This is a genomic window from Leisingera sp., from assembly GCF_034669605.1.
Taxonomy (GTDB): Bacteria; Pseudomonadota; Alphaproteobacteria; order Rhodobacterales; family Rhodobacteraceae; genus Leisingera.
This window is the reverse complement of record NZ_JAXMOX010000225.1, coordinates 1-6,945: the sequence shown is the minus strand read 5'-3', so window position 1 is coordinate 6,945 and position 6,945 is coordinate 1. Positions and strand designations below refer to the sequence as shown.

6 protein-coding genes are annotated in these 6,945 nt (G+C 63.1%); 4 read left to right on the top strand and 2 right to left on the bottom strand.

All coding sequences use genetic code 11. The annotated features are described in order from the left end of the window. A partial coding sequence (gene deoC / locus VOI29_RS20985) for a deoxyribose-phosphate aldolase (RefSeq protein ID WP_323783355.1) occupies positions 1-897 on the bottom strand: 897 nt, incomplete at its 3' end. Positions 898-1,137: 240 nt separating this feature from the next. On the opposite strand from deoC, the gene mutL reads away from it, so the two are divergent. The 4 genes from mutL (at position 1,138) to VOI29_RS20965 (ending at position 6,199) form a co-directional block, all read left to right on the top strand. Then, entirely contained in the window at positions 1,138-3,069 is a 1,932-nt protein-coding gene (gene mutL / locus VOI29_RS20980) for a DNA mismatch repair endonuclease MutL (protein ID WP_323783353.1), read from the top strand. Positions 3,070-3,100: 31 nt separating this feature from the next. Continuing rightward, positions 3,101-4,483: a DNA recombination protein RmuC gene (gene rmuC, locus VOI29_RS20975; protein ID WP_323783351.1), complete on the top strand. Its 1,383-nt coding sequence runs from the start codon at positions 3,101-3,103 to the stop codon at positions 4,481-4,483. Next, positions 4,484-5,788 (top strand): adenylate/guanylate cyclase domain-containing protein, encoded by a 1,305-nt coding sequence (locus VOI29_RS20970; RefSeq protein ID WP_323783349.1) that lies wholly within the window; start codon positions 4,484-4,486, stop codon positions 5,786-5,788. An 87-nt stretch (positions 5,789-5,875) separates the two neighbouring features. Next, positions 5,876-6,199: a DUF3775 domain-containing protein gene (locus VOI29_RS20965; protein WP_323783347.1), complete on the top strand. Its 324-nt coding sequence runs from the start codon at positions 5,876-5,878 to the stop codon at positions 6,197-6,199. Between the two features lie 67 nt (positions 6,200-6,266). On the opposite strand, the gene VOI29_RS20960 is transcribed toward VOI29_RS20965, so the two are convergent. Continuing rightward, positions 6,267-6,945: saccharopine dehydrogenase C-terminal domain-containing protein (locus tag VOI29_RS20960; RefSeq protein ID WP_323783345.1), on the bottom strand; the 679-nt coding region annotated here is incomplete at its 5' end.

The following is a 6,945-nucleotide window of genomic DNA, read 5'->3' as shown; positions in this document are numbered from 1 at the left end:
AAAACGGAACAGGTCGGGCTGCAGCCAGCGGTCGCCCAGCTCATCTTTTATCAGTGCAAGGTACACCAGCGCGTTCTTGGCTTTGGAGATGCCGCCCGCGGGTTTGTAGCCGACGCGGCAGCCGGTATGGTCGCAATAGTCGCGGATGGCACGGATCATCACTAGGCTGACGGGCAGGGTGGCGTTGACGCTTTCCTTACCGGTTGACGTTTTGATGAAATCGGCACCCGCCATCATGCAGACCAGCGAGGCACGTGCCACGTTGCGCAAGGAGCCCAGTTCGCCGGTCGCCAGGATCGCCTTTACATGGGCGTCGCCGCAGGCCTGGCGGAAGGCTTTCACCTCGTCATACAACGCCTGCCAATTGCCGGTCAGAACATGGCGGCGGGAGATCACGATGTCGATCTCCGCAGCGCCTGCCTTGACGCTTTCCTCAATCTCCGCCAGCCGCAGGTGGAAGGGGGACAGGCCTGCCGGGAAACCGGTGGAGACCGCGGCCACCGGAATGCCAGTGCCTTGCAATGCGGCAACCGCGGTGGGGATCATGTCGTGGTAAACGCAGACCGCCCCGGTGGTGAGACCTTCCATCCCCAGTGTGCGCAGTACATCGGCGGTGACCGGCTGACGGGCCTTGGCGCACAGGCGGCGGACACGGCCCTCGGTGTCATCGCCAGAGAGCGTGGTGAGGTCAATGAGGCTGATGGCTTTCAGCAGCCATGCCGCCTGGTGGTCTTTCTTCACGCTGCGGCGGCCCGGCAGGGTGGCACAGCGGCGTTCGATGGCGGACGTATTGGCCTGTACGGCAGCGACCCAGTCCAGGTCCAGCGCCATGCCCGGATTGCGCGGTTCGGCCAGTTGCGGCAGCTGCGCGCTTCGTTCAGCGGTTTGGCTTTCCATTCGGGGAGTCCTCAGCAGAGTTCCGTGCGAAATTCGCACGGGTGCGGTATATTGGCAAGCGAAGCCAACCAGCGCCGCCGGTTTTTGACTGATTGGACAAATTATTGGTGTCCGGGCTTTGCTGGCACCTTGAAAACCGGGGGAAACAGGTGGTGCGGTATAAATTTTTTTCACGCTTCACCTGCCGAAGCCGCGCGCATTCCTGTGGCAGAATCAGCTCCGCATGCTAAATTTAGCGGTATGAGCAGTGCAGAACCCCATATCAGCGAAAGTACCCGTTCAATCATCCGCCAGCTGGATGACAGCGCCATCAACCGGATTGCCGCTGGCGAGGTGGTGGAACGGCCCGCTTCGGCGGTCAAGGAGCTGGTGGAAAACGCCATTGATGCCGGCGCCACCCGCGTCACCGTGGAAATCGCAGATGGCGGCAAGACGCTGATCCGGGTAACGGATGACGGTTGCGGCATGGCGCCGGAGGACCTGCCTTTGGCGCTCTCGCGCCATGCGACCTCCAAAATCGACGGTTCGGACTTGTTGAACATCCATACCTTCGGGTTCCGCGGCGAGGCGCTGCCGTCGCTGGGGGCTGTGGGGCGGCTGACGATCACCAGCCGGGCAGCCGGGCATGAGGCGGCGCAGATCCGCGTCTCCGGCGGCAGGCTGGAACCGGTGAAGCCGGCCGCTTTGCGGATGGGCACCATTGTCGAACTGCGCGATTTGTTTTTTGCCACCCCGGCGCGGCTCAAGTTCATGCGCACTGACCGGGCCGAGAGCCAGGCGATCTCCGACACGGTGAAACGGCTGGCAATGGCGGAGCCTGCGGTTGGCTTTACCATGCGCGACGTGTCCGGAGGCGGTGAGGGCCGGGTGACCTTTCGCGCCGATCCATTGCCGGGGGATTTGTTTGATGCGCTGCACGGGCGGCTCGCCTCGGTTCTGGGGCGCGAATTTGCAGAGAACGCGTTGAAGATTGATGCCACCCGCGAGGGGATCCGGCTTTTTGGCTATGCGGCACTGCCGACCTATTCGCGCGGGGCGGCGGTGGCGCAGTTCCTGTTTGTCAACACCCGGCCGGTGAAGGATAAGACGCTGACCGGCGCGCTTCGGGCCGCCTATTATGATTTCCTCAGCCGCGACCGGCACCCTGCGGCGGCGCTGTTCATCGATTGCGACCCGCAACTGGTCGACGTGAACGTGCACCCCGCCAAATCCGAAGTGCGCTTCCGGGATCCGGGGCTGGCGCGCGGGCTGATTGTTTCAGCCCTGCGTCATGCGCTGGCAGAGGCCGGGCACCGGGCCTCAACCACTGTGGCCGGCGCCACGCTGGGGGCGATGAAGCCGGAACAGCCTACGGCCACCGGCGCGCCGCGGATCTATCAGATGGACCGGCCGTCGTTGGGCGCACGCAACAGTGCTTACGCGGCGCAATCCCCCGGTTTGCCGCCAACGTCTTCCTTTGATGCGCCGCCATCGCCAGGCTTTGCAGAATTGCAGACGGCCTACAGCGGGCGTGTCACAGAGCCTTTGACGGGTTCAACGGCCCCGGGTCAGCTGCCAGCTGCGTCCGAAGCCGCCGCGCCCGGGGCCGAACAGCTGCCGCTGGGTGCGGCGCGCGGCCAGGTGCATGAAAACTACATTATCGCCCAGACTGCCGACGGCATGGTGATCGTCGACCAGCACGCCGCGCATGAGCGGCTGGTCTATGAGAAACTGAAACAGCAGATGACAGAGACTGGCGTTGCGGCCCAGGCGCTGTTGATTCCGGAGATTGTCGAGCTGAGCGACAATGACTGCGCGTGCCTTTTAAGCGTGGCAGAGGAATTGGCGAAATTCGGCCTTGGCATCGAGGCCTTTGGCGGTAACGCTGTTGCCGTGCGGGAAACCCCGGCGATCCTGGGCGAGGTCAACGCCGAAGCAATGATCAAGGACATTCTGGATGAACTGTCGGACCAGGGTGAAAGCCAGCTGGTGCAGGTCAAGATCGAAGCAATCCTGAGCCGGGTGGCCTGCCATGGCTCGATCCGTTCAGGCAGGCGGATGCGGGGCGAGGAGATGAATGCACTGCTGCGCGAGATGGAGGCAACGCCTCATTCCGGCCAGTGCAATCATGGCCGCCCCACTTATGTGGAACTGAAACTGGCTGATATCGAGCGCCTGTTCGGGCGCAGTTGAACAAGAACCCCCGGTAAAGGGAGGACGAGCAGTGACACTGGAACAGGCCCAATGGGCCATTTACGCGCTGGCTGGGCTGGCCGCGGTTCTGGCCTTGGCGGGGCTGCGGCTGCGAGGCGCCGCCCGGCAGCTGGAACAGGCCAACGGCGATCTTCGCAGTCACAATGCAGGGCTGAAAGCCGAGGTTGCGCGGCTTCCGGAGCTGGCGGATGAGCTGTCCACTTTGCGCCGCACCAGCGAGAATGAGCGCACTGCCCGTTACCAGGCAGAGGCCCAGGTGCAGGCGCTTAAGGCGGAGCACACGGCGCGGCTGGAAGAGCTGAAACAGATGAATAGCCAGATGGAGCACAAGTTTGCCTCCTTGGCCTCAGGCGTGCTGAAGCAGAACTCGGAAAACTTCCTGAGCCTGGTCAGCGAGCGGTTTCAGGCGCACAGCAAATCCGCGGATGCGGATCTGGCCAAGCGCCACGCTGCAATTGAGGGACTGGTAAAGCCGCTGGATCAGAAGCTGGGCCAGTTCGGTGAGCGGATCAAGGAAATCGAGAAGGCCCGCAACGAGGCCTACGGCGCGATCCAGACACAGGTGAAGCATCTGGCCGAGGGCCAGGCCATGCTGGGCGGCGAAACCCGCAAGCTGGTGCAGGCGCTGCGGGCGCCCAAGACCCGCGGCCGCTGGGGCGAGATGCAGCTGCGCCAGGTGTTCGAGATGGCCGGCATGGCCGAGCATGTGGATTATGAGCTGGAGAAAAGCGTTGGCACGGATGACGGGCTGCGCCGCCCCGATGCGGTGGTGCGCATCCCCGGCGGCAAGAGCATTGTTGTGGACGCCAAGACCCCTTTGGAGGGTTATCTGGATGCGCTGGAAGCGGAGACGCCCGATCAGCAGCAGGCGGCGCTGCTGCGTCATTCGGGCCATGTGAAATCCCATGTGCGTCAGCTTGCGTCGAAATCCTATCAAAGCGCGCTGGGCGAGACGCCGGACTTTGTGGTGATGTTCATCCCCGGTGAGACGTTTGTGTCCGCGGCGGTGGAGGCGGATCCCGGACTGATTGAATATGCGTTTGAAAACAAGGTCCTGATCGCCACGCCAACCACCCTGATGGCGCTGGTCAAATCGATTGCCTATGGCTGGCAGCAGGAAAAGATGGCGGAAAACGCCGTTGAGGTGCAAAAGACCGCGAAGGAGCTGTACGACCGGCTGTCGACGTTCTCCAGAAACCTGGCGTCAGTCGGCCGGTCGCTGTCGTCCTCGGTAAATAGTTACAACAAGGCAGTGGGTTCTCTGGAAGCGCGGGTGCTGCCTTCGGCCCGCAAGTTCGAAGCCATGGGCGTTGTTGCGCAAGACGCGGAGTTAGAGGCCCCCGGACAGGTGGAAACTGAACCGCGCCAGGTGGCCCTGCTGGCAGACGAATAGATGCAGCTGCCGCTGATCTGGCGCGCGGGCGCTACGGGGGAGGCCTCGCTGCTGCGGGCAGCGGAGGTCGAGGCCGAGCGTATTGTGGCGCTGTTGCGGATAGCGGTCTCGGCCGGGCTGCTGGCGGCATTGGTGCTGGCGGTTGATGCGGTGCAGACGGTGGAGCAGGATTATCTGTGGCACCAGATCGGTCTCGCGGCGGCAACAATGCTGGCCTATATGGCGGTAGGGGTTTTAAGCTTTGCGGCAATCCGCCAAGGCGTTTTCCGGCGCTGGATGATCTGGGCCGCGGTTACGGCAGACGGGGTGTTCCTGTTCTTGAACGCCTGGCTGTCGCTGTTGAATTCCGGGCTTTCGGGCGAGGTTGTCTTTTCCATGCCAGCCACATGGATGGCGCCGCTGATCCTGGCCTTTGGTGTGCTGCGCTTTAATCCGCTGCTGTTGAGCTACCAGGTGCTGTTGGTCGCAGCGGGGTTTGTGTGGCTGGTCCTATGGGAACCTGCTTACATCTCTGCAGATGCGGTACAGCGTGTTCACCTGTCGATGGCTACGCCGCCCAATCTGATGCGGGTTCTGATGATAACGCTGGCTGGGGCGGTGCTGATCGTTGCAGCCCTGCGGATGCGCGGGCTGCTGCACCGGTCGATCGAGGAGGCGCGGCAGAAGGCCAATCTGACCCGCTACCTGCCGGCCCAGATGGCAGGCCGACTGGCAGGCGGCGGGCTGCAGGCGTTGCAGGAAGGCCGCCAGCAGAAAATGGCGATCCTGTTCATAGATATCCGCGGTTTCACCAGCTGGTGTGAAGGCCGCGAGCCGCAGGAGGTCAGTGGCCTGATCACCGAGTTCCGCACCCGTGTCGAAATGGTGGCGGGCCGGACTGGCGGGCTGATCGACAAATACATCGGCGACGCAGCGATGATCCTGTTTGAGGGGGGCCGGGCCGCGGTGCGGGCGCTCGACTGCGCCGAAGGGCTGCTTGCAGAGATGGAGGACTGGCGCCAGAAACGGGAGGCCGTTGGAGAAACCGGCCTGGCTGCAGGGATCGGAGTACATTGGGGCGAGGTGTTTTCAGGTGTCACCGGCACACAGGCCCGGCTGGAGTATTCCGTGTTCGGAGACACGGTGAACGCTGCTGCGCGGCTGGTGCAGCTGACAAAGACGACCGGCATGGCGCTGATCGCGTCTTCAGCCTTATTGAAGGAAGCCGGGATAGAGCCCGCGCGCCGAGGCTTGGTTACGCTGCCGACGGAGCATTTGCGCGGGCGCCGCAGCGGGCTTGCGCTGTTCGGAAAGATGCTGGGCTAAGCAGAGTTCCATTTGGCTCAGATCAAAGACTTAGGCGTTTGCCCTGCTGTTTGCTATGCTGAGGCAGCGAACAGAAGGAATGGACCAATGCTGGAGATCTCAGCCCGCAAGGTGGCACAGGTGGCGATGATGGCCAGGGAATTGGGCCGCGCCGAAGGTGAGCTGCGCGCTTTCATCGACCGGATGGGCGAGGACCAGCAGGCGGAGCTAGTCGGCATTATGTGGGTCGGCCGCGGCAGTTTCGAGCCGGAGGAGCTGGGCGAGGCGATTTATACCGCCCGGCAGGAAGCGACAACGCCGACCGTCGATTACCTGCTCGGAACGCCGCATCTGGCTGACAATCTGGAAGCCGGCCTGGAGGCGCTGGGAATAGATGTGAACGATGTTGAGGACGATGTGATCGGCCGCTAGGGGCCGCGCTGCTCTGCACAGTAAAAGGGCGCCGCGATCTGGCGCCCTTCGTTGTTTCAAGCATCCATCAGGCCTTGCTGTCGACGACCTCAAGGTGCTGAGCCAGTTTGCCGATCTCACCCATCCATTTTTCGACCAGGCCCAGGTCGCTGGGGGCGGCGTGAACGCCGGCAGCGATCTTGCCGTTCATGGCAGCCTCGATGGCAAAGGACACCGGATAGGAGACCAGACGCGCCATTGCGGTGCCGCGCGCGTCACCCCAGGCGTCCATCACATAAGTCTTGTGCCAGACCTCGGCGCCGTCTTTCTCGGCCTTCAGGCCGACGCAGAGCACCACCCGGTCCGGCTCGCCTTCGTCATTGGCGTTTTCGGTCCAGAACTGATCAGACATCTCCTTGAGGCGGGCGTCGCCTTCGAGGCCGGTGAGGGTTTCGACCTCCTTGAAGACATCCGCCCAGGCATCGGCCCAGCCGTTTAGGCGCAGGGTGCCGCGGACGAATTCCTTTACCTTCCAGTCCTCGCCGAACTCGTACTGGCCGATGAAGGGGATCGAGTCGCGGTTCGGGTAGACTTCGAAGCTTTCCGGGGCGGGCAGCGGCGCGTCGTAGGAGGAGATTGCGTCCCAGGGGCGGGCGACCTCCAGTTCTTTGAAGTCGCGGATCGATTTTGACGGCGACCGCAGCGCCTTCAGGACGCCCAGCGGCGACCAGCTGAATTTGTAGCGGAACGGGTTTGGGGTTTTGGGG

Excerpts from the sequence above, each read along its gene's own strand:
- mutL (WP_323783353.1), top strand. The coding sequence starts at position 1,138 with ATGAGCAGTGCAGAACCCCATATCAGCGAAAGTACCCGTTCAATCATC.
- VOI29_RS20970 (WP_323783349.1), top strand. The coding sequence starts at position 4,484 with ATGCAGCTGCCGCTGATCTGGCGCGCGGGCGCTACGGGGGAGGCCTCG.
- VOI29_RS20965 (WP_323783347.1), top strand. The coding sequence starts at position 5,876 with ATGCTGGAGATCTCAGCCCGCAAGGTGGCACAGGTGGCGATGATGGCC.